The following is a 20,566-nucleotide window of genomic DNA, read 5'->3' on the forward strand; positions in this document are numbered from 1 at the left end:
TCTCAAGAAAAGTGATCCGGTCGAGCCGGATCACTTGGATGGTGTTGATCAGTAGCGCGGCGGCTGCGCCGGGATCTGCGGAGCCGGGTCGGTCGAAATCGACACCGGAGCGCCCGATTGCAGCTTGAGCTGGCCAACGGCGACGACCTTGTCGCCCACCTTCACGCCCTTGATGATTTCGACGCGACCGTCGACCCGGCTGCCGGTCTGCACGAAGGTGCGCACTGCGGAGAGGCTGGTCTTGCCGTCCTCTTCCTTCTTCTCGGTGATCACGAACACGGAGTCGCCGTAGAGCGTGTAATCGACCGCCGTTTCCGGCACGGTGATCACGGCCGGCTTCGCCGGCAGCACCACCGTCGTGGTCACGAACATGCCCGGCTTCAGGATCTTCTCCGGATTGGCGACCGTCGCCTGCACGCGGATGTTGCGGGTGTCGGCCGCGACCTGCGGCTCGATCGTGGTGATCTTGGCATCGAAGGTGCGGCCGGGGTAGGCGTCGACCTTGAGCCGGACCGGCTGGCCGACCTTGAGGTTGCCCGAGTCCTTTTCGGTCACCGTGAAGTTGGCCCACAGCTCCGACAGATCGGTCAGCGAGACGATCGCCGTGCCGGCCGTCAGGTACTGGCCGACTTCGACCTTGCGGACGCCGAGATCGCCGGAGAACGGCGCACGCACCAGCTTCTGCGAGATCACCGCCTCGGTCTTGGCGATGCCGGCCAGCGCCTGATCGTAGGCGGCCTGCGCGTTATCGACGGTCGCCTGCGGGCCGAACTGGCGCGATGCCAGCTGCTTGGCGCGGTCGAGCGAGAGCTGTGCGACGGTTGCCTGCGCCTTGTAGTTGGCGAGGTCGCCCTGCTCCGGCATGTCGAAGAACTGCACCAGTGGCGTGCCGGCATCGACATGCGTACCCGGCTCGAACTTGATCTCGGTGACGCGGCCATTGACGTCGGCGCTGACGTCGACCTGGTGCACGGCGGCAAGGCCGCCGACTGCGGTGAGCAGGTTCGGGACCACCTCGGACTTCGCCTCGGCCGCGCTGACCGCGGTCGGCGGCGGCTTGTTGTTGGCGAAGAACTGCTTGATCATCTGGCCGCGGAAGTAATTGAACCAGACGAGGCCGCCAACGAGCACGCCCAGGAGCGTGCCGACGATGATGAACCACAGCACTGGCCTAACCGGACGCCGGCGAGCCTTGGTGTCGATCGGTTCGCCCGAAATCTTGTGTTCGGTTACGATGTTCATGTCATGCGCTTTCTGCAATCGCCGTCTTGCCCGCATCCGCGGCCCGATCGCGGCCCAAATGCGAAGCAATTGCGGCGTCGTTAAGTCCGATACCCCTCAGGAGAAACTCACAGAGCTGCCGCTCCAGATCGTTCGCCTTGCCGTAGACGAGGCAGGGCGTGGCCGGCAGCCTGGTCAGCGCAGCCATCATCACCGAATGATGCGCGAACCAGAACAGGTTGAGCGGATCGCCGCTGAACGGTCGCGCGTCACCGCTGGCAACCGCACGCTCGAGCGAGGCGAGGAAGACCGCCCCGATCAGCTTCTCGATCTTGGCATATAGCAGACGGGCGAATTCGCCGTCATCCAGATGGCTGGTGGCCATCAGTCGCAGGCGCTGCGCCTCTTCCTGATCGGGCCCGTCGGCGATGTGGAGGAAATGCTGGACCATGCCACGGATCAACTCGACCAGCGTGGCCGTCGAGGGCTCCCGTTCGAGCAGGTCCATCAGTGCCGGATCGGCTTCGCATTCGTCGCTGAGGATTTCGGCGTAGAGCGCCGCCTTGGACGGAAAATGCTTGAACAGCAGCGCCTCGGAAATGGCAGCGGCGGCCGCCACGCTCTTGGTCGTGGTGCCGGTATAGCCGTGTCGGGCAAAGCAGCGTTTTGCGGCACCGAGGATCAATTGACGCCTCAGGTCGCTCGTCATTCGCAGTGAGCTCATGTTAGTGAGTAAGCACTCACCCACGCAAAAGTCAAGCAGAATGCTGCGACGCAACCTACGTGGGTACAAACTTGTTGGAAAATGGCCACACTTCCCCGCCCGGAGGGCCGGGAACGTTGCTCAGGACGGAGCCAAGCAGGGCTAGATCGGCTGGAAGCCGAGATCGCCACGGATCCGGTTGACGATGTAAGTCCCGTCCCGGACTGGGAGAATCCGGTCCAGGCTGGCGCTATCGATCTTCACATTGGCAAATCGCGGCCCCGCCGAGACGTTGTGGACGGCTTTGGCGAAGGCCTCGACCTCGGCCATGGTCGAGATCGCGCGGGAGTCCCCGATGCCGCAGGCCCTGGCGACGCCGACGAGGTCGGCAGCCGCGGAGGTGTGGCTGGTCTGGCCACCGGTCTCGCCATAGGCCTCGTTGTCGAGCACCACGATCGAGAGGTTGGACGGCTTCTGCAGGCCGATGGTGGCAAGGCTCCCCATCCCCATCAGCATCTCGCCGTCGCCGGTGATGACCAGCACCGGCAGTTTTGGTTGCGCCAGCGCCAGGCCAAGCCCGATCATCGCCGCGCCGCCCATGCCGCCCCAGAGGTAGAAGTTGCGCGCGTGGTCGCCGGCGGCACACATGTCGTTGGTGGAGGCCCCGAGGCCGCCGATCGCAACGACGTCCTTGCGGTTCGCAAGCAGGGTGGACACCACCTGGCGGCGGTCGAGGAGGTTGGCCTTGCTCATTTGGTGAAAACCTTCGCGCCGATCAGGCGCTGCGACAGCAGGACGGCGGTGGGCGTGAGCGCGTTGTAGGCCTGCGCTGCGGCTGCCTCCATCACCGCCGGCACCTCGGCCGCATTGGACGCGCGCAGCACCTGGACGCCCGAGAGTTCGAACACGCCCTGCGTGGTCGATCCCATCGGCACCTGCCATGGATTGAACTCGCCCCACTCGCCGCGCATGGTCACGAGCGTGAGGAACGGAAAGCGCAGGATCGGGATCAGCGACAGCATGTTGATGCAATTGCCGACCCCGCTCGACTGCATCAGCAGCACGCCACGTTGTCCGCCCGTCCAGGCCCCGGCCAGGAGCGCGACGCCCTCCTCCTCCGTCGTCAGCGGAATGCCGCGCATCGTGGATGAGGCCAGCACGCGCTGGATCAGCTTCGAATGGCCGGCATCGGGCACGTACGGCACCTGCCGGACGTCGAAGCGTTGCAATGTCGCGAAAATATCGTCGGGCCAATTCGGGGCCGTGTCGGCAGCGTCAGCGCGGGCGTGCATTTTCCTGTCCGGTCGGCTTGCAAATCACGACACGACTGTAGACGGTGAGCCGAGCCGCTCGAAAGAGCGAAAACAGCATATCGGTCTCAACCGGCGAGTATGGCGGCGATGAACGCAAGTGCGAAAGAACTGGCGGCCAATTTCGATCTGGAGAAGCTGACACCCGAATTCTACGACGATCCCTACCCGACTTATCGTGCACTGCGGGACAACGAGCCGGTCAAGCGCCTTCCCAACGGCACTGTGTTCCTGACCCGCTATGACGATCTCGTCACCACCTACAAGAACACAAAGTCGTTCAGTTCGGACAAGAAGCGCGAGTTCGCGCCGAAATACGGCGACACCCCGCTTTACGAGCACCACACCACGAGCCTCGTCTTCAACGACCCGCCCGCCCACACCCGCGTGCGCCGCCTGATCATGGGCGCGCTGTCGCCGCGCGCGATCGCGGGGATGGAGCCTGATATCGTCAAGCTGGTCGACGGCCTGCTCGATGCCATCGCCGCCAAGGGGACTTGCGAGCTGATCGACGACTTCGCCGCGTCGATCCCCATCGAAGTGATCGGCAATCTGCTCGACGTTCCCCACGACGAACGCGAGCCGCTGCGCGACTGGTCACTGGCGATCCTCGGTGCGCTCGAGCCCGTGGTGTCGCCCGAAGTGGCTGCGCGCGGCAACAAGGCGGTGAAGGACTTCCTCACCTATCTCGAAACCCTGGTCGCGCGCAGGCGCCAAAAGCCCGGCAATCCCGAGCGTGACGTGCTGACGCGCCTGATCCAGGGAGAAGGCAACGGCGAGGAGAACGGCGAGCGGCTGACCGAGAAGGAGCTGCTGCACAACTGCATCTTCCTGCTCAATGCCGGGCACGAGACCACCACCAATCTGATCGGCAACGGCCTCGTCGCGCTGCACCGGAATCCGGACCAGAAGCAGCGGCTGATCGAAAACTCCGACATGATCAAGACTGCCGTCGAGGAGATGCTGCGCTACGAGAGCTCGAACCAGCTCGGCAACCGCATGACGACAGAGAAGATCGAGCTCGGCGGCGTCATGCTCGACGCCGGCACGTCGGTGACGCTGTGCATCGGGGCGGCCAACCGCGATCCCGCCCAGTTTCCGGAGCCCGAACGCTTCGACATCGCGCGCACGCCGAACCGGCATCTCGCCTTCGCCACCGGCGCACATCAATGCGCCGGCATGGCGCTGGCGCGGCTCGAAGGCGCGATTGCGATCTCGCGCTTCCTGGCGCGCTTCCCGAATTATGCCGTGAGCGGCCGTCCGGTGCGGGGCGGACGGGTGCGGTTCCGCGGCTTCCTGAGCGTGCCCTGCTCCATAGGTTGAGGCCCGCGCGCATCATTTCGAACGAGCCACGCATTAGATCTGTTAGAATGCGCAAGACACGTGAGCTGGAGTGACGAATGAGTAGTCCGCCAGTCGCTGATTTCATCTCGAGGGAGGAGCGCTTCGGCGCCCGCAATTATGAGCCGCTTGGCGTTGTCCTGTCGCGCGGCGAAGGCGTCTTCGTTTGGGACACCCAGGGCAACCGATATCTGGATTGCCTCTCCGCCTATTCGGCGGTCAACCAGGGCCATTGCCACCCGAAAATCCTGGCCGCCATGGTCGAGCAGGCCGGCCGATTGACCCTGACCTCGCGTGCATTCCACAACGACCAGCTCGCTCTCTTCTACGAGGAGATCGCGGAACTCACCGGCTCTCACAAGGTGCTGCCGATGAATAGCGGAGCCGAAGCCGTTGAGAGCGCGATCAAGTCCGTGCGTAAATGGGGCTATGAGGTGAAGGGGGTGCCCGACGGGCAAGCCGAGATCATCGTCTGCGCCAACAATTTCCATGGACGCACCCTCGGTATCGTCGGTTTCTCGACCGACGCGGCCACGCGCGAACATTTCGGCCCCTTTGCGCCGGGCTTCAAAATCATCCCCTTCGGCGATCTCGCCGCGCTGAAAGACGCCATCACGCCGAACACCGTCGCCTTCCTGGTCGAACCCATCCAGGGCGAAGCCGGCGTCATCATTCCACCGGCAGGCTATTTCACGGGGGTGCGCGAGCTCTGCACGGCGCACGACGTGATGCTGATCCTCGACGAGATCCAGACCGGACTCGGCCGCACCGGCAAGCTGCTTGCGGAACAGCACGAGGGCATCGAGGCGGATGTGACGCTGCTTGGCAAAGCTTTGTCCGGCGGTTTCTATCCCGTCTCGGCCGTGCTTTCCAACAACGAGGTCCTCGGCACGCTGAAACCAGGTCAGCATGGCTCAACATTCGGTGGCAATCCCCTCGCCTGCGCGGTGGCGCGCGCGGCGCTCCGCGTTCTCGTCGAGGAAGGGATGATCGAGAACGCTGCGGTGCAAGGTGAACGCTTCCTGAAAGGCCTCAGAAGCATCCGCGCCAACACCGTGCGCGACGTGCGCGGACGAGGCCTGATGCTGGCGGTCGAGCTCAATCCTGAAGCCGGCCGTGCACGCCGCTACTGTGAGGCTCTGCAGACCGAAGGCATCCTCGCCAAGGATACCCACGAGCACACGATCCGCTTCGCCCCGCCGCTGGTGATTACCAGTGACCAGGTTGATTGGGCCTTGGAGAGAATCGCTGCCGCCCTGACGCAGGATTTCGCCTGAGGTCTGCCTGCGTCGGAAGACCGCAAGGCCGCTGACAGTCAACAACGAACGATTTCGCCGCCTGCGCGTTGAACGGTTCCGGGCGACTGGGACGAGCGTGGAGTTGCGATCATGCTTCCGCGTGCCGTGTGCCTTTCGGCGTTTTTGGTCGGTGCCTCGATGCTCGCGGCGAGCGTCGGAGCGTCCGCCCAGGACCATCGGGGTGGACCACCGGGAGCGGCTGCCCGACCGGCAGCGCCGCCCGCGATGGCCCGACCGGCGGCGCCACCTGCGATGGCGCGTCCTGCCGCGCCGGCATTTCATCCCCCACCCATGCCGCAGCGGCCGGCCATGGCGCCGAATCCGGCGCCTCGCATGGCCTCCCCGCCGCCGCGCCCGGCCCCGCACTTCGCGGCACCGCCGCAGCGAGCTGCCCCGCTCGTGGCGGCACCGCGACCTGAATTCCACCGCGCTCCGGCAGCACCGCAACGTCCGGCGATGGCACCGCCGCCGACGCCGCATATTGCCGCCCCCTCACACCCCAGCGCGCCGCCGACCGTGAGCGAGCGGCGGGAACAGCCGCGCGAGACGCTGTCGCGCCAAGCCTCGGAACGCCAGGGCCGCATCGACCATTTGCAGCAGCGTGTGCAGACATTGCAGTCGCAAAAGCCGGAAGGCGCAAGAGCGCAACGCGAGCAGCAGCGGTTGCTGCAGTCGCAGAATAGGCTGCTGGAGCGCGAGCAGCGCGTCCAACAGCGTGAGCAGCACGTCGAGCAGCGACAGCGCGAGATGCTGTCGCGCCAGACCACGGAGCGCCAGACCCGCATCGATCGCCTCCAGCAACGTGTGCAGACCTTGCAGTCGCAAAAACCTGAAGGCGCACGCGCACAACGCGCACAAGAACGCGCACTGCAGGCGCAGAACCGTCTGCTGCAGCACGAGCAACGGGCGCAGCAAATCGATCTGTCGCGCCAGCAGAGGCTGGGACCGCAGGCCCCCGCTGCAACAGCCGCAGCGGCTGTCGCCGCGCGCGGGCGGTTTGCCGCGCACTTCCGCGAGCGGGCGACTGCGCAAACCCAGGCGGCCCTCGTCACCCGCCACAGCGGCTGGGCTCCCCGGCAGGCCTGGCGACACCGCCATCCCGCGGTGTTCGTGGCATGGCTTGGGCCCGTGTTCTGGCCCTACGCCTATTCCGACATTTTTGACTACACGTTCTGGTCCTATGCCTACGAGCCCGGCTATTGGGCGTACGCGTATGACGACTTCGTCGACACCGTGTTCTGGGGCGATGACAGCCCCTATTCCGCCTATGCCAGCACCAACCCGAATGACTATCCGCAAGCCGGCGGCGGCACCCGCGCGCGCCAGCGCGCCAGCGCGAGCCCGCAAACGCTGCAGCAATTATGCGGCACACCGGACAAGGGCGTCACCGCTTGGCCGCTTGACGATATCACGCGGGCGGTGCGGCCGACGGCGGAGCAACGCGCGCTGCTCAACGCGTTGAAGACCGCGGCGGCCAACGCCGCCGGTGTGTTCAAGGACTCCTGTGCGGAGACTTATGCACTGACGCCGCCTGGCCGCTTGCGGGCGATGATGAACCGCGTCAGCGCGACACTGGATGCTGTCAAGATCGTGCGACCGGCACTGGAGACTTTTTACAACTCGCTCAGTGACGAGCAGCAGGCCCGCTTCAACGCGCTCGGCCCCAACATCGGCGACCGCTCGCCTCGGCAGCAGCAAGCCAGTGCCCAGGAAGCCAGTGCCGAAGGCTGCGGTGATCCGAAGTCCGGCCTGACCCAGTTGCCGATCCAGAGGATCGAGGCTGTGCTTCACCCCGCGGGCAAGCAGAAGGAAGCGCTCGACCGCCTCGGCGAGGCGACGGCGAAGGGCGTTGAGGGCCTACAGGCGGCCTGTCCGAACGATGTACCGCTGACGCCGGTTGGACGACTGGAGGCGATGCAGCACCGGCTCGAAGCCATGCTTCAGGCCGCCAAGCTGGTCGAGCCCGCCCTGGACGAGTTCTATGCCACGCTGAGCAGCGAGCAGAAGGCGCGCTTCAACACGCTGCAACAGCTCGCAGGCCCGTGACGGCGGCGTCGCATTCTCTCGTTGCAATGCGAGCAGCGGCCGAACGACGCGGGGCGCCGTCATCGCCCTGCTCCACAGCCGCTTCTCTCCGTGAGAAGTGCGGTGGCACGGAATGCAAACAACCGCCTCGTCTTGACCTCACGCGACGGAAATCGTCTTCGGTCCAGCGTCATTCGCGGTTGGGATCGCTTGAGGCCGCTCTTTCTCATCCGAGCTGATGGCGTTGCATTGCTGGGAGTGAGCAGACAACTCAAGATCGGCCAGGTGGTCCCAGTATTCTGCTTCTGCGAGCAGCTTCCATTTGTTCATGCTGTTGTACGCGGCCTGTTGGCGGCACAGCGAACCCATCGCACGCAAGCGCTGCACTCTCTCCACTGCCTCCACTGCGAACCTCCCTTCGCGCCAGCTTGTTTACAAGCGCATTTATGTTGTCACAATTTCGCAGATTGAATTGACGAGTGATAGTCCGGTGTTTGACGGTCAATCGATGATAGCGCAATCGTCTGACTTTTCACCGACGTGAGCAGCTCCAGCCCTGAGAGCTAGTCGAGCTCTCAGCGCCGCAGCCCCTTCGGCCAGCGCTGTACGCAGGCGCGCAACAAGACTCGCGTCGAACGACGGGTTCCCAAGTCGCAGGTGCATTCATTTCAGGACCGAAATCTTAATTGTCAGCGGCCTTCCCGCGATAGTGGTTAGCTGGCGATCAGACCGGGCCGGACAAGGTTTGATCCCGAAACTATTTTGGCCCGGCACATTGGACTGCAAGACCGCCTTCGGGCGGTCTTTCCTTATCGCCGCAATAGAACGGGCCGGGGCTGGATCACGCCGGGGCCCTTCGGCACGCCGATCACAACAATGGCCCCGACGATTGCGCGTCGGGGCCATCCAAGATCATCAGGCGTGGGTACATCCGCCGTGCCTGCCGATCGTTGATGCCACTCATTACCGCATCCGATCTGGCGCAGACCGTGGCGAGGCTGCGGCATCGGGATGATATCATTCTGCCTGAAAGCTGACGGCTGTCCACCTCTCGTTGGTGGTACTCCAACCGGCTCGCTGAGCGAGCCCGCCGCTTCGGTGCCGTCAAGCGGAAGGCGCGCTTCAACACGCGGCAACAAGTCGCAAGCCCGTGAGGACAGCGCGCGTGGGGGCTAGACCACCGTCCTGTGCCGCGTAATGCACGTGCGCAGCACGTCGTCCATCGGCTTGCTCCACCAGTCGTTGGAGAAGATCTCGATCTCCGAATAGCCGGCAAACCCCTGCGCCTCGACCGCGGCGCGCGCCGATTGGATGTCGATGACGCCGTCGCCCATCATGCCGCGGTCGTTGAGGATGTCCCTGGTCGGCACCAGCCAGTCGCAGACATGGAACGCGAGCAGGCGATCCTTGCCGGCGCGCGCGATCTGGGCCATCAGCTCCGGATCCCACCAGATGTGGTAGACGTCGAGCGCGACGCCAAGCATGCCGCTGCGGCCGGGGTCGAGCCGATCGCAGATGTCGAGCGCCTGTTTCGTCGTGTTCACGCAAGCGCGGTCGGCTGCATAGGCCGGATGGAGCGGCTCGATCGCCAGCGGCAGTTTTGCCTGTTTGGCGTAGACGAGCATGTCGGCAAGCGCTTCCTCGACCTGCCCGCGCGCTCCCGCGATATCCTTCGACGCCTCGCTGCCCGGCCGCGAATATTGCGGCAGGCCGCCAACGACGAGAACGATGCAGGGCGCGCCCAGCGCCTTGGCCTCATCCACGCAGCGGCGATTGTCGTCGCGCACTTCCCCCCGGCGCGATGCGTCCGAAGTGAACATGCCGCCGCGGCAATAGCCTGAGAGATCGAGCCCGGCCTCACGCACCGCGCGCGCGGTACGATCGAGACCGACGGCAGCGACCTGATCACGCCAGGGGTCGATGGCGCGGATGCCATGCCTTGCACAGGCCTCGATGATCTCGACGAGGTCACCCTGCTTGCGGACCGTCGCCGTGTTCAGCGACAGCCAGCGATGGTCGGACGAGAAATCGCGCATCAGTCTTCCAGTCCGTGCGAGGCCAGCACGGTCTTCATCCGCCGCATCGCCATTTCAGGATTGGCGAGCAGGCCGGCCTGATCGGCCAGCCGGAACAGCTCGGCCAGATGCAGCATCGAGCGCGCGCTCTCCTGGCCCCCGACCATGGTGAAGTGGTCCTGATGGCCGTTCAGATACGCCATGAAGACGACGCCGGTCTTGTAGAAGCGCGTCGGCGCCTTGAAGATGTGGCGCGACAGCGGCACCGTCGGCCCCAGCACGTCGTGGAAGCCGGCCTCGTCGCCAGCCGCGAGCCGCGACAGCGCGTAGGACGCTGCAGGCGCGATGGCATCGAAGATGCCGAGCAGTGCGTGCGAAAAGCCTTGGCTATCGCCGGCGATCAGCTCCGCGTAATTGAAGTCATCGCCGGTATACATCTTGATGCGCTTGTCGAGGCGGCGGCGCATGTCGATCTCGCGCTGCTTGTCGAGCAGTGAGACCTTGACGCCATCGACCTTGGCGGCGTTGTTGTTAATGATGGCCACCGCAACGTCCATCGCCTTGTCCAAATCCTTGGTGCCCCAATAATCCGTCAACGCCGGATCGAACATGTCACCGAGCCAGTGGATGATCACGGGCTCGCGGACCTGCGACAGCACGCGGTTGTAGACCTTGGCGTAATCGTCGGCGCTGCGGCCGAGTTTTGCGAGAGCACGCGACGCCATCAGGATGATGCGGCCGCCGACCTTCTCGACGGCCGAGAGCTGCTCCTCATAGGCGCGAATGACGTCGTCGAGGCTCTTGGCATCCTCGACCGCAAGATGATCCGTACCTGCGCCGGAGAACACCAGCGCATTGCGCCGCTTGGCGGCACCGACCGAGCGGGTGATCAGCTCCAGCGAAGTCGGCCAGTCCAACCCCATCCCGCGTTGCGCGGTGTCCATGGCTTCGGCGACGCCGAGGCCGAGGTCCCAGACGTGCTCGCGGAAGGCGATGGTCTTGTCCCAGTCGACAGCGGCGGAGAGCCAGGGATCGTTGTCCGCAAAGGGATCGACGACCGTGTGCACGGCCGAGAACGCGATGCGGTTCAAAGGGCCTTCGAGTTTTGCGGGGAACGTGCGCGAGGCCGCGAGCCGATAGGTCTCGATCGAGCGATCGGCCTTCGGCAGTTTCAGGGACAACGACGACATCGGCTGGACGGGCTTGTTCATGTGTCCCTCCTCAGGCCTTGATCGGGGCGACGTCGATCCAGCGCCGCTCCTTCCAGCTCTTCAGCGCGCATTCAGCGAGCTGCACGCCCTTGACGCCTTCGAGCAGTGTGAACTTGTAGGGCGCGTCCTCGTAGACGTGGCGGATGAACATCTCCCACTGCTCCTTGAAGCCGTTGTCGTAGGTGACGTTGTCAGGCAGCTTCTGCCAGTCGCCGTAGAAGTCGTGCAGCCGCTTCTCGTCGGGATTCCACACCGGCCGGGGCGTTGCCTGCCGCGCCTGGATCATGCAATCCGACAGGCCCGCGACCGCCGAACCGTGTGTGCCGTCGACCTGGAAGGTGACGAGGTCGTCGCGATAGACGCGCGTCACCCAGGACATGTTGATGTGGGCGATGACGCCGCCCTCGAGCTGGAAGGTCGCGTAGGCGGAATCATCCGCGGTCGCCTTGTATTTCTTGCCCTGCTCGTCAAAACGCTCGGGGATGTCGGTGTTGCCGATGCAGACCACGCTCTGGACGTTGCCGAAGAGATTGTCGAGCACGTAGCGCCAGTGGCAGACCATGTCGAGGATGATGCCGCCGCCGTCCTCGTCGCGGTAGTTCCAGGACGGTCGCTGCGCCTCCTGCCAACCGCCTTCGAACACCCAATAGCCGAATTCGCCGCGCACCGAGAGGATGCGGCCGAAGAAGCCGGAGTCACGCAGGAAGGCGATCTTCTTCAGGCCGGGCAGAAACAGCTTGTCTTGCACCGTGCCATGCTTGACGCCCTTTGCGTTGGCGAGCTTAACGACCTCGAGCGCCTCCTCGAAATTCGTCGCAATCGGCTTCTCGCAATAGACGTGCTTGCCGGCATTGATCGCCTGGGTCAGCAGGCCGGGGCGGGCCTGCGTGGTCGCTGCGTCGAAGAACATGATGTCGTTCTTGTCGGCGAGCGCCGCATCGAGGTCGGTGGTCCAGCGCGTGATGTTGTAGCGCTTGGCGAGGGCTTCGACCTTGTCGGCGCTGCGGCCGACCAGGATCGGATCGGGCATCACGCGGTCGCCGTTCTTCAGCCGAACGCCGCCCTGCTCGCGGATCGCGACGATCGAACGGATGAGATGCTGGTTGAGCCCCATGCGGCCGGTGACGCCGTTCATGATGAGGCCGAGGCGTTGGGTGGTCATGCCAATTGCTCCTGAAGTGATTTTGGCTGTTCGAGCGGACGGAGCGCCGACCAGTCCGGATGGACCGATGTCGCAAAGCCCGTTGCGGTCAGCGATCCCGTCAGGAGATCGCCGTTGTGAATGGAGAGCCGGATGCCCTGCCCGGCGTCGGCGTAGAGATCGGGATGCGCGGCCGCGAAGGCCTGCGCTTCGGCGGCAGGCGTCTCGCCAAAACCGTCGACATAGTGATGGCCGTTGCGCTCGGCATGGGTAACGCCGATGAACGCACCGAGCGCGAGATCCTGCTGCACGGCGAGACCTGCCTGGCAGGTCAGGTCCTCACCCGTCACGAAGAACCGCGCGCCGTCCGTGCTCCATTTCGCTGCGCGGGTCGCATTGACGATGGACTTGTAGAGGCCCTTGCAGGATTTCGAGGAAATGCCGCAATAGCCGAGCGCGCGCGCCGCCGGGAACGCATCGTAGGAATCGTCGGCCTCGTCGATGATGAAGCCGTGCGCGGCGAGCGAGCCGAGCGGCGACTGCCGCGTGATATCGCGCGGCATCGGCTGTTCGACATAGAGCAGCCGTGACGCGATCGACCGCAGCGCTGCATCGTGGTCGAGCCGGTCGGTCAGCGCATGCAGTGCGGAGAGATCGGCATACTGTTCGTTGGCGTCAAGCGTCACCTTGTAGTCACGCCCCAGCGTATCGAGCTCCTTGCCAATACGCGTCAACCGAGCCGCATCAGCCGCGAAATCCCCTGATAGCTTCAGCTTGAAGTAATTGGCACCGGCGTTCTCGCGTGCATCGGCAACACCGCCCTCACCTTCGACGGTATCGTCGAGGCCCACGGTGTGCCTGATGGCAACGCGCGGCAGCGGCTTTCGGCCCGCGAGAAACTGCGCGATATCCGTTTCCTTCAGGTCAGGAGAAAGTCGCGCATCGATGCCCGCGACGTTGCCAACCATGCCGTCGAAAAAGTTGGTTTCAACCCCACGCAGCAGTGCGTCGAGGATCGCCTTGTCGATTTCCGCGGGGCCATAAGCCGCCGCAAGCGCCGGAATATTCTTTTTCGCGCAAGTCGCGATCTGGGCACCGATGCACGAGGCATGCAGATCGAACGCCGTCAAGAATCCAGTCCGCGCAAGATAAAGGCCCCGCGCAATCTCCAGCGAACGCCGCAGGCCGTCGACCGTCTGCGCCGGCGACAGCTCCGGCCGCTTGTCGAACCATTTTGGCACCAGCAGCTCGGCGCTGGCACCGACCGCGCTCCCCCTGCCCTCGACCTCGATCTCGACCCGCACGAACAGCTGCGGCGTCGCGTTGATGGTGATCGCGCCAAAGCGGAACGGCCGCGCAAAATGCACGGGACGTTCAAAGAACGCGATGTCTCGCAGCTTCAGGCGCGGCGCCATGACTTCAATCCAGCGAACCTTGCGAGAAGAAATGCTTGCGGATGCGTTGCACGAGCTCGGTGAAGACAGGATCGGCCATCACATCGAGCGAACGCGGGCGCGGCAGCGGCACGTCGTAAATCGCAGCGATCGCGCCGGGCCGCTCGGTCATGACCAGCACGCGGTCGGCGAGGAACACGGCCTCGGGAATCGAATGCGTGATCAGGAGCACCGTCTTCCTGGTCTCGCGCTGGATCCGCATCAACTCGACATTCATGCGCTCGCGCGTCAACGCGTCGAGCGCGCCGAACGGCTCGTCCATCAGCATGATCTTGGGATCGTGCACCAGCGCACGGCAGATCGAGGTTCGCTGCTGCATGCCGCCCGAGAGCTGCCAGGGTAGCTTCTTCTCGAAACCTTCGAGGCCGACCAGCTTCAGCAGCGCCTTGGCGCGATCGAGATAGTGTTGTCGTGGCAGCCGCTTCATGTCGATCGGCAGCATCACGTTCGCGAGGATGTTGCGCCAGGGCAGCAGCAGCGCGTTCTGGAACACGATGCCGACATTGCCGTGCGGCTTCGTGACCTTCTCACCCTCGACCAGGACCTCGCCTGACGTCGGCGGCAGCAACCCCGAGATCAGCTTGAGCAGCGTGGACTTGCCGCAACCGCTTGGGCCGACCACGACGAAGAATTCGCCGTCGTTGATGTGGAAATCGAGCGGACGCAGCGACGGCACGTCGCCGTCGCGCGTCCGGTAGGTCTTCGACACGCCGGAAAGTTTGATGCCCGACGCATCGCCGGCAGCCCGGTCGCTCACCAGTCTCAGATGCGCGGCCTGCTGCACGATTTCGCTCACGACTGCGGCTTGCTTCACGATCCGCTCTTCGGCAGATAATCGTTGGTGTAGAAGGCCTTCGGGTTCTCCTTGGCCTTGGCATCCAGTCCGCCATATTCGACCATCAGATTGACGGAGTCCGTCATGTTCTGGTCGGTGACCTGGAACGGCCGCTTGCTCTTGGTCTCCGCGGTCCGGTAGAGCGGAATGGTCAGCTCAAAGCCCTGCGTCAGGGTGTCGATCTTGCCGCCCTTGGGGTTGGCATCGAGGATCGATTGCGCAGCCGCCTTCGGCTCCTTCTCGGCGGCTTCGACCGCCTTGGTCGTCGCCGACATGAAGCGGCGGACGAGGTCGGCATTGGCCTTCACATAGTCGGCGTTGGCGATGATGCCGGAGGAGACCATGTTGATGCCGTAGTCGGCGAACTTGATCGGGAACACGTCCTTTCCGGTAGCGTCCTTGATCTTCATCGACTGGTCCATGACGTAGCCGAGCAGCAGATCAGCCTGGCCGTTGATGACGGCATTGAGCTTGGTCTGGCCGTCGCCGGCGACCGTCTGGAAATCGCTCTCCTTCAGGCCGGTCTTCTTCAGGAACAGCGGCCAGATCTGGGTCATGGAATCGGCCGGTGTGATCGCCACCGTCTTGCCCTTGATGTCCTCAGGCTTCCTGATGTTCTTGTCGACGAAGCCCATGGCCGACATCGGGCTGGTCTGGAGCAGCACGCCGGTCGCGACGACAGGTGCGCCCTTGATTGCGGCGCGCATCATGGTGGGGACGTCGACATAGCCGAAATCGGCGGTCTTGGCGGCCACGGCCTGCGTGGTCGCAGCCGAGCCGCGGCCTTCCTGGATCTCGAGGTCGATGCCCTCGGCCGCATAGATGCCCTTGGCCTTGCCGTAATAGAACGGCGCGTGCTCGCCATAGACGTACCAGTTCAGCATCAGCACGACCTTGTCGGCGGCCTGCGCGGGCATCGTCGCAAACACCATCAGCGCAGCCGAGACAGCTCCTATCCACCGCTTCATCGTTTCTCTCCCTTGCCCTTGTTGCGTCGGCCGTTGATGGCCGTTCGTTGCCTTAGTTTTTGTTACGAGGCGAAAATCACGTCTTCGCGCTGGCTGACATGCCAGGGAATGACCAGCTTCTCGATCCGGTCCACGATCCAGAACAGGATCACGCCGAGCAGCGCCAGGATCACGAGCGCTGCGAACATCGTCGGCAGGTCGAACGTGCCGATCGAGCGCTGCATCACGTAGCCGATGCCGGAATTGGAGCCGACGAATTCGCCGACGACAGCGCCGACCACGGCCAGCGTCACCGACACTTTGAGGCCTGAGAAGATCGCCGGCAGCGCATGCGGCAGGTTCACCGCGAGGAAAACCCGGAACCGGCTGCCCTGCATGGCGCGCGCGAGATCGACCATGTCAGGGTCGACCGACTTGAAGCCCTGCACGGCGGAGACCACCACCGGGAAGAAGCCGAGCAGGAAGGCGGAAATCACTTTGGGAATGATGCCGAAGCCAAACCACACCACGAACAGCGGCGCGATCGCGATCTTCGGCACGGATTGCGAGAACACCAGCAGCGGATAGACATAGCTCTCCACTGTCTTCGACCCCGCGATCAGCATCGCAACGGGGATGCCGAACAGCGCCGACAGCAGGAAGCCGCAGACGGTGGCATAGGTGGTCGGCCAGGACTGGCGCAGCAATTCCGGCCATTCGGTGCGCAGCACCGCGACGACGTCGGCCGGCGCCGGGATCTGATAGGCGGGGATCCTGAACAGGCGGATCACAAGATCCCAGGCGACGACGATGAAGACCAGGAACAAAAACGGCCGGACCCAGGCCGCATTCAGCATCTTGGATACCGCACCTTGCGGCTTCAACTCAGCCACGTCTCACTCCCGGCATTCTTCTTCGTTCGGGGGAGAAATTAACTCGTTGGATAAATACTGTCCAGAGCTTTCCCTGTGACGTTTTGTGCCGGTTCCTGGCCTCCTCTCGTGTCCCGGACGCGCTGCTGCGCTACGTCCGGGGCACGAGACCGCCTCACCTTCGGTGTCATTCCCCGCGAAGGCGGGGGAGTACGCCGCGGCTTCTCGGTTCAATCTCAACCGTCTCTGGAATACTGGATTGCCCGCCTTCGCGGGCAATGACGGCGGAGATTGAGGAAACGACGGACGATTAGTCCACCAACGCGCGGACTAGGCCGCTAAACCGTCTGCGCCACGGCGCTGCGCGACTTCGGCGCCTTGGCGATCTCGAACAGCGCGGTCGATCGGCCCGTCAGCGCGGCCAGCACGAGGCCGACCATGTGCGAAAGCCTCTCGTCCTTGGCGTCCTTGGCCAGCAGATCGCGGCCGAAGATCACGCTCAACGTGGCCGAATTAGAGAGATAGAAGAAGCAGAGCCCCGCGATCGAGATGTAGAGCTGCACCGGATCGACCGCGACCTGGAAATCGCCGCTGTCGACGCCGCGCAGCACCACGGTGCGGATCATCTCGACGAAGGGCGAGTGCATCGACTTGACCTTGGTCGAGCGCTTGAGGTGCTTTGCGCGCGCGAGGTTCTCGGTCTGGAGCAGCGACAGGAATTCCGGGTTGCGCAGGAAGTAGTTCCAGGTGAACTCGATCAGCCGCCGTATCGCTTCGGGCGGATCGAGATGCTCGAGATCCAGCCCCCGCTCCTCGCTGCGGATCTTGTCATAGGCGCCTTCAAGCACCGCGAGATAGAGCTCGTCCTTGTTGCCGACGTGATAGTAGAGCATGCGCTTGTTGGCGCCGGCCTTCGCCGCGATGCGGTCGACACGCGCGCCCGCGAGCCCGTGCGCCGAAAACTCCTGCTTGGCGGCTTCGAGAATGCGCAGCCGCATCCCCTCGGGGTCGCGCTGCCATTTCAGAGTTCGCTTTGCCTTCGCCAAACCGGTTGCTCGCTGGGTGCTGTCATGACGCGTGTAACACGCGGGCGGGCGTTTGAGAACGATCTCGTGCCCCGGACGCAGCTTCGTAGGGTGGGCAAAGGCGCATTTGCGCCGTGCCCACGTCTTCTCATCAATTGGGCAAAGACGTGGGCACGCTCCGCTTTGCCCACCCTACGGGAGTCTTCGTCGCATCCGCACAACGACGCGGGAAGAGTACGGCCCCTTACTCCGCCGGCTTCGGCGAACGCTCCAGCAGCACCGTCTGGATGCCGCAGGTGCCGTTCCTGACCGTCATGATCCGCGTGCCCGGCTTGCGGCCGTTGCGCACCTCGGTGACGTCGAGGCCGGCGGCGATCAGGCGGGCGCGCGTGGCGTCGATGTCGGCGACCCGCCAGCTCAGGCCCCAGAGACGGTCATGCAGGGAATCCCCACCCGCCACGGGGCGGCGCACCACTTCGACGATGAGGTCGCCGCAGCGGAAGAACATCAGCTGACCCCAATCCTGGTGCGAGCGGTCCAGTGCGAGATCAAGGCCGAGCCGCGCGCCATAGAGTGCAGCGGCGCGGTCGGAATCCTCGGTGGTGACCACGACGTGGTCGAGCCCATCGATCGGCGCGATGTCGGTCGCAGCCGACAGCGGCCGCTCCTCGGCGAGCTCGAGGAAGAACATGCGCACGTCGCGCGTCAATTCGGTTGCGGCACGCGTGCGTTTCCAGTGCAGGACGGCGCCGCTCGCGACGTCGCTGCTTTCGACCTCGGCGACCGGATCAGGCCTCAAGGCCACCCGCTCCAGCCGCCGGTGCATCTTGCTCATGTCTGCGACACGAAAGCACAGGCTGGCGAGCACGCCCTCGCGGTCGTCGAGCAGCGCGCGGATCCGGTCCGCCGCGACGTTAAAGCCGCTCGGCGCCATCAGCTCGATCGTCATGTTCGCAAGCGTGAACAGCACGCGGTCGGCGCCCTCGCCGGAATTCTGCCAGGCCGGCGCGCGCCCGAGCAGCGTCTGATACGCCGCCTTGGCCGCACCGATATCCCTCACTAGGGCGACGACGTGATCGAGGCCGGTGATCATCATTCCCCCCCTTGATCGACCTGGAACCATTCCGAAGGACGGCGTTTGTCCGGGCTTGGCATGGACCGGTGATGGTCGTATTCCGGCCCCATGCCGACCTCAAGCGCTCGGGCGGCAGATTTGCGAATAATTTCAGCGTCCCCAGAGCGGAACCGGTGTTAGAGTAAGCTCGCCGGCCGGGACCACCCAGCGCATCACGGACAACCAATGCAGGCTCTCTTTATCGGTCAGACCTATATCGACGTCGTCTTCATCACCGACCACATGCCGACCGGCGACGAAAAGCACGTGGCAACGGACTACGCGGTCTCCTTCGGCGGCAACGCGGTGACGGCGGCGTTCTGCTGCGCCAAGCTCGGCATCGTGCCCGACCTCATCGCCACGGCGGCCAATGACTGGCTGGGGCGGATGTTCCAGGACATGTGCGCGAAATACGCGATCTCGCTGCACGGGCGGAAGGTGAACCAGTCCTCGCTGTCCTTCATCATGCCCAAGGACGGTAAGCGCGCCATCGTCCGCTGCCGCGATGACGAGCACATCCATCCGTTCCCGATGCTCAATCTCGGTGGCTGTCGCGCCCTGCACATCGACGGCCATCAGCCCGATGCCGCGATCCACTATGCAAAGGTCTGCCGCGAGGCCGGAATCCTGACCTCGCTCGACGGCGGCGGCCTGCGCACCAACACGCATGAGCTGCTCGCATTCATCGACGTCGCCATCGTCGCCGAACGCCTGTGTGAGCAGATGGACCTGACGCCCGAGAAGATGCTCGACTACCTCAAGAGCCGCGGCTGCAAGATCGGCGGCGTCACCATGGGTGAGAAGGGCCTGCTCTGGTACAATGAGACGGGTGCGGTCGAGGTCATGCCGGCGATGCCGATCCCGCGCGAGCGCGTGATCGACACCAACGGCGCCGGCGACGTCTTCCACGGCGCCTATGTCTATTCCTACCTCGCCCATCCCGGCAAAAGCTGGCGCGAACACTTTGATTTTGCCCGCGCCGCCTCGACCTTCAAGATCCAGCGCCTCGGCAACGAGGCCGGGCTGCCGACCCTTGTGGACATCGCCAAAGTCAGGCACGAGTTCGAAGTCAGGGTCTAGGGTTTTGTAAGGGCATATCATGGGGCGCGTCTTTATCGCCGGCAGCATCAACATGGATGTGGTGGCGACCGCCGATCGCCACCCCAAAGTCGGCGAGACCGTCGCCGGCCGGCAGGTGCTGTATTTTCCTGGCGGCAAGGGCGCGAACCAGGCAGTCGCGGCGTCACGGCTCGGCGTGAAAACCACGCTGATCGGGCGGCTCGGAAAGGATTCGTTCGGGGCCGAGCTCCGGGCATTCCTCGGCGCCCAGGGCATCGATCTCGGCTCCGTCCGCGACGCCGACACGCATAGCGGCACCGCCATCATCACCGTCGCAGAATCTGACAATACCATTGTCGTCATCCCCGGCAGCAATGCGCTGGTCAGTGCGGATGACGTCGCGGATGCGCCGCTGGCGAAGGGCGATGTGGCCGTCAGCCAGTTCGAGATTCCGCTGCCGACGATTGCCGCCTTCTTCCAACGCGCCCGTAGCGCCGGCGCCACGACGCTGCTCAACCCCGCACCGGCGCAAACGATGTCCGCCGAGCTGCTGGCGCTCGTCGACATCCTCGTGCTGAACGAGACCGAGCTCGGCTTCCTCGCAGGCGTGGAGCTCTCCGACGGCGACGAGGCCGCAACAATCATCGACGTCGCGCGACAACTGCAGGCACGCGAGGACCAGATCATCTGCGTGACGCTCGGCAAGCGGGGCGTGCTCGCGCTCGCCGGCCGCAAGGAATTCGCGGTGTCCGGCCGCGCGGTGAAGGCGGTCGACACCACCGGCGCGGGCGATTGCTTCGTCGGCGCACTTGCGGCGCAGCTGGCGGAGGGCGTGTCCCTGCGTACCGCGCTCGCCTTCGCCAACGCGGCCGCCTCGATCAGCGTGCAGCGGATGGGCGCCGGGCCGTCGATGCCGACGGCAGCGGAAGTCGCCGCGGTCTTGTAGAGCGCGGCGACTTCTTCACCTCGCCCCGAGAGCAGGCCGAGGGAAAAGA

20 protein-coding genes are annotated in these 20,566 nt (G+C 64.5%); 5 read left to right on the forward strand and 15 right to left on the reverse strand.

The features are described 5' to 3' along the window. Window positions 1–48 precede the first annotated feature (48 nt). The 4 genes from AB7Z56_RS32625 to AB7Z56_RS32640 form a co-directional block, all read right to left on the reverse strand. Window positions 49–1,242: an efflux RND transporter periplasmic adaptor subunit gene (locus AB7Z56_RS32625; protein ID WP_231144405.1), complete on the reverse strand. Its 1,194-nt coding sequence runs from the start codon at window positions 1,240–1,242 to the stop codon at window positions 49–51. 1 nt (window position 1,243) lies between these two features. Next, window positions 1,244–1,945 (reverse strand): TetR/AcrR family transcriptional regulator, encoded by a 702-nt coding sequence (locus tag AB7Z56_RS32630; RefSeq protein WP_084795235.1) that lies wholly within the window; start codon window positions 1,943–1,945, stop codon window positions 1,244–1,246. A 141-nt stretch (window positions 1,946–2,086) separates the two neighbouring features. After that, window positions 2,087–2,677 carry a thiamine pyrophosphate-dependent enzyme gene (locus AB7Z56_RS32635; protein ID WP_063984762.1) on the reverse strand — a complete coding sequence of 197 codons (591 nt, stop codon included), beginning with the start codon at window positions 2,675–2,677 and terminating at the stop codon, window positions 2,087–2,089. Further along, window positions 2,674–3,216: a phosphonopyruvate decarboxylase gene (locus tag AB7Z56_RS32640; RefSeq protein ID WP_063984763.1), complete on the reverse strand. Its 543-nt coding sequence runs from the start codon at window positions 3,214–3,216 to the stop codon at window positions 2,674–2,676. Before AB7Z56_RS32640 ends, AB7Z56_RS32635 begins: the two co-directional genes overlap by 4 nt. Window positions 3,217–3,324: 108 nt before the next feature. On the opposite strand from AB7Z56_RS32640, the gene AB7Z56_RS32645 reads away from it, so the two are divergent. Both AB7Z56_RS32645 and rocD read left to right on the forward strand, forming a co-directional pair. Further along, window positions 3,325–4,557, forward strand: coding sequence for a cytochrome P450 (locus AB7Z56_RS32645; protein ID WP_063986564.1), 1,233 nt, complete (start codon window positions 3,325–3,327; stop codon window positions 4,555–4,557). Window positions 4,558–4,634: 77 nt separating this feature from the next. Beyond that, a complete protein-coding gene (gene rocD / locus AB7Z56_RS32650; RefSeq protein WP_063984764.1) occupies window positions 4,635–5,852 on the forward strand; it encodes an ornithine--oxo-acid transaminase in 1,218 nt (405 codons plus the stop codon). Window positions 5,853–6,365: 513 nt separating this feature from the next. Here rocD and AB7Z56_RS32655 read toward each other — a convergent pair. Next, on the reverse strand, window positions 6,366–6,932 hold the full coding sequence (locus AB7Z56_RS32655) for a hypothetical protein (RefSeq protein ID WP_245328462.1): 567 nt from the start codon (window positions 6,930–6,932) through the stop codon (window positions 6,366–6,368). A 69-nt stretch (window positions 6,933–7,001) separates the two neighbouring features. Between AB7Z56_RS32655 and AB7Z56_RS32660 the strand changes: the two genes are divergently transcribed. Next, on the forward strand, window positions 7,002–7,919 hold the full coding sequence (locus AB7Z56_RS32660; protein ID WP_283018527.1) for a Spy/CpxP family protein refolding chaperone: 918 nt from the start codon (window positions 7,002–7,004) through the stop codon (window positions 7,917–7,919). A gap of 138 nt (window positions 7,920–8,057) precedes the next feature. Here the strand turns inward: AB7Z56_RS32660 and AB7Z56_RS32665 are convergent, their stop codons facing one another. The 10 genes from AB7Z56_RS32665 to AB7Z56_RS32710 form a co-directional block, all read right to left on the reverse strand. Further along, entirely contained in the window at window positions 8,058–8,303 is a 246-nt protein-coding gene (locus AB7Z56_RS32665) for a hypothetical protein (RefSeq protein ID WP_310473371.1), read from the reverse strand. A 767-nt stretch (window positions 8,304–9,070) separates the two neighbouring features. Next, the gene (locus AB7Z56_RS32670; RefSeq protein ID WP_063984766.1) at window positions 9,071–9,934 is read right to left on the reverse strand and encodes a sugar phosphate isomerase/epimerase family protein; all 864 of its coding nucleotides are present in this window, start codon (window positions 9,932–9,934) and stop codon (window positions 9,071–9,073) included. Next, window positions 9,934–11,124 (reverse strand): dihydrodipicolinate synthase family protein, encoded by a 1,191-nt coding sequence (locus AB7Z56_RS32675; RefSeq protein WP_063984767.1) that lies wholly within the window; start codon window positions 11,122–11,124, stop codon window positions 9,934–9,936. The genes AB7Z56_RS32670 and AB7Z56_RS32675 overlap by 1 nt, the downstream gene beginning before the upstream one ends. 10 nt (window positions 11,125–11,134) lie before the next feature. Then, window positions 11,135–12,286, reverse strand: a complete 1,152-nt coding sequence (locus tag AB7Z56_RS32680; RefSeq protein ID WP_063984768.1) for a Gfo/Idh/MocA family protein — start codon at window positions 12,284–12,286, stop codon at window positions 11,135–11,137. Then, the gene (locus tag AB7Z56_RS32685) at window positions 12,283–13,680 is read right to left on the reverse strand and encodes a hypothetical protein (RefSeq protein ID WP_063984769.1); all 1,398 of its coding nucleotides are present in this window, start codon (window positions 13,678–13,680) and stop codon (window positions 12,283–12,285) included. Before AB7Z56_RS32685 ends, AB7Z56_RS32680 begins: the two co-directional genes overlap by 4 nt. Before the next feature lie 4 nt (window positions 13,681–13,684). Continuing rightward, window positions 13,685–14,533, reverse strand: coding sequence for an ABC transporter ATP-binding protein (locus tag AB7Z56_RS32690; protein WP_231144403.1), 849 nt, complete (start codon window positions 14,531–14,533; stop codon window positions 13,685–13,687). Next, the gene (locus AB7Z56_RS32695; protein WP_063984770.1) at window positions 14,530–15,522 is read right to left on the reverse strand and encodes an ABC transporter substrate-binding protein; all 993 of its coding nucleotides are present in this window, start codon (window positions 15,520–15,522) and stop codon (window positions 14,530–14,532) included. The genes AB7Z56_RS32690 and AB7Z56_RS32695 overlap by 4 nt, the downstream gene beginning before the upstream one ends. 62 nt (window positions 15,523–15,584) lie before the next feature. Continuing rightward, window positions 15,585–16,394, reverse strand: a complete 810-nt coding sequence (locus tag AB7Z56_RS32700; RefSeq protein WP_063984771.1) for an ABC transporter permease — start codon at window positions 16,392–16,394, stop codon at window positions 15,585–15,587. 317 nt (window positions 16,395–16,711) lie between these two features. Beyond that, window positions 16,712–17,419: a TetR/AcrR family transcriptional regulator gene (locus AB7Z56_RS32705; RefSeq protein ID WP_014496982.1), complete on the reverse strand. Its 708-nt coding sequence runs from the start codon at window positions 17,417–17,419 to the stop codon at window positions 16,712–16,714. Between the two features lie 223 nt (window positions 17,420–17,642). Further along, entirely contained in the window at window positions 17,643–18,491 is an 849-nt protein-coding gene (locus tag AB7Z56_RS32710) for a VOC family protein (protein WP_063986566.1), read from the reverse strand. Window positions 18,492–18,698: 207 nt separating this feature from the next. Here AB7Z56_RS32710 and AB7Z56_RS32715 point away from each other — a divergent pair, with 207 nt between their 5' ends. After that, entirely contained in the window at window positions 18,699–19,592 is an 894-nt protein-coding gene (locus AB7Z56_RS32715) for a sugar kinase (RefSeq protein ID WP_014496984.1), read from the forward strand. Between the two features lie 19 nt (window positions 19,593–19,611). Next, window positions 19,612–20,517 (forward strand): ribokinase, encoded by a 906-nt coding sequence (locus tag AB7Z56_RS32720; RefSeq protein WP_063984772.1) that lies wholly within the window; start codon window positions 19,612–19,614, stop codon window positions 20,515–20,517. Window positions 20,518–20,566: the final 49 nt, after the last annotated feature.

The sequence above is a fragment of the Bradyrhizobium sp. 482_C4_N1_8 genome (assembly GCF_052075965.1).
Lineage (GTDB): Bacteria > Pseudomonadota > Alphaproteobacteria > Rhizobiales > Xanthobacteraceae > Bradyrhizobium > Bradyrhizobium barranii.